The sequence below is a fragment of the Marinomonas sp. S3726 genome (assembly GCF_000967665.1).
In the GTDB taxonomy this organism is placed as follows: Bacteria; Pseudomonadota; Gammaproteobacteria; order Pseudomonadales; family Marinomonadaceae; genus Marinomonas.
Genome location: NZ_JXYC01000051.1, coordinates 1 through 1,443, shown reverse-complemented (window position 1 = coordinate 1,443; position 1,443 = coordinate 1). Strand labels below are relative to the sequence as shown.

General features: G+C 45.9%; 2 protein-coding genes. Both read left to right on the top strand.

Annotated features, from left to right (window positions below):
* A partial coding sequence (locus tag TW85_RS24735; RefSeq protein ID WP_046019814.1) for a baseplate J/gp47 family protein occupies nt 1-979 on the top strand: 979 nt, incomplete at its 5' end.
* A partial coding sequence (locus tag TW85_RS24730) for a putative phage tail protein (RefSeq protein WP_052702409.1) occupies nt 964-1,443 on the top strand: 480 nt, incomplete at its 3' end. The genes TW85_RS24735 and TW85_RS24730, both read left to right, overlap by 16 nt.

Below are 1,443 nucleotides of genomic sequence, written 5' to 3'. Positions count from 1 at the left end.
TGCGTCATCACGCGGTGATGTTTATTATCCGCTGGCTCAAGCTGTAGCGGGATTGGCCCACGGCTTACATGGGCATATAGCCTATAACGCAGAACAATTATTTGATGACTCTTGTGATGATGAAAACTTACTTAGGCGTGCCGCAGAGCTTGGGGTTTATCGAACGCAAGCTTATCGTGCCGCTGGCACGGCAACGATCACTGGGAATGATGGCGAGACATTACTTGCTGAGACACTACTACAAACAGACAGCGACGTTATTTATAGAACAACCCAAAGTGCAACCATTAGCGGCGGCTCAGCAACCATTGATATTAAGGCTATAAACGCAGGTGAAGCGGGTAACTTAAGCGCGGGTGAAACGTTACGCTTCATTGAGACCCAATTAGGTCTTGATTCAGAAGTAAGCGTGATTGCGTTGACAGGCGGTAGTGATATCGAAAGTATTGATAGAGTGCGAGAGCGCCTTTCAGAAAGACGTAAAAGCCCAGCCATGGGCGGTAGTAAAGCAGATTATGTAAGCTGGACTCTAGCGGCTCATTCTGATGTAACCCGCGCATGGAGTTACCCTAATGAAGCCGGACTAGGAACGGTAACCGTTAGATTTGTGACTGAAAAATTAAACACGGTGGTGGCAAGTAATACACACCTCACCGCGGTTAAAAATCATATCGATTCAGTTCGCCCTGCTAGTATGAAGGCGCTCTATATCTATGCGGTTTCTCCTGAGCCTTTAAACTTAGAGTTTACACTTCTGTCTCCTAATACCACAGCGGTTAGAGCTGCCATAACAGCAGAACTGAAGGACTTATTAAACCGTGAAGCCACACCCGGTGGAACCTTGGCTATTTCGAAAATCCGTGAGGCAATTTCGCTCGCAACAGGTGAAGAGAACTTTTCTATTACACGAAATGATGACGTAACCAGCCAAACAGGCGGATTTATTACGCTGGGAGAGATTACATGGCCAGCAGCTTAGATACTTATCAAAATGCGTTGATTGGCTTGCTACCGATCGGAGATTGCTGGCCTAAAGACCCAGATTCTGAATTAGGTAAATTGATGGGCGGCATTGCAGAAGAGTTCACCCGTATTGATGAGCGAGCAGCCGATTTACTTGATGAATCTCATCCCTCATCCGCTAACGAACTATTTGAAGAGTGGGAAAGCCAATATGGGCTACCAGATGCTTGTAGCGGTAGCGATCCTTCCTTTCAAGAGCGCTTAGGTGCTTTGATTCAGTCATATAAGATGAAAGGCGGCCAAAGCGGTGAATTCTTTATCGAAGCCGCTGCTGCCATGGGTTACGTGATTACGATTACCGAGTATAAACAACTTAGATATCAATATTCATATGGTGATTTATTTGGCGGACAAGATTGGGCTTTTACTTGGCAGGTGAACGCTAAGAGCGTTAATAGAAAAAAGAGACTCTATGGCCAA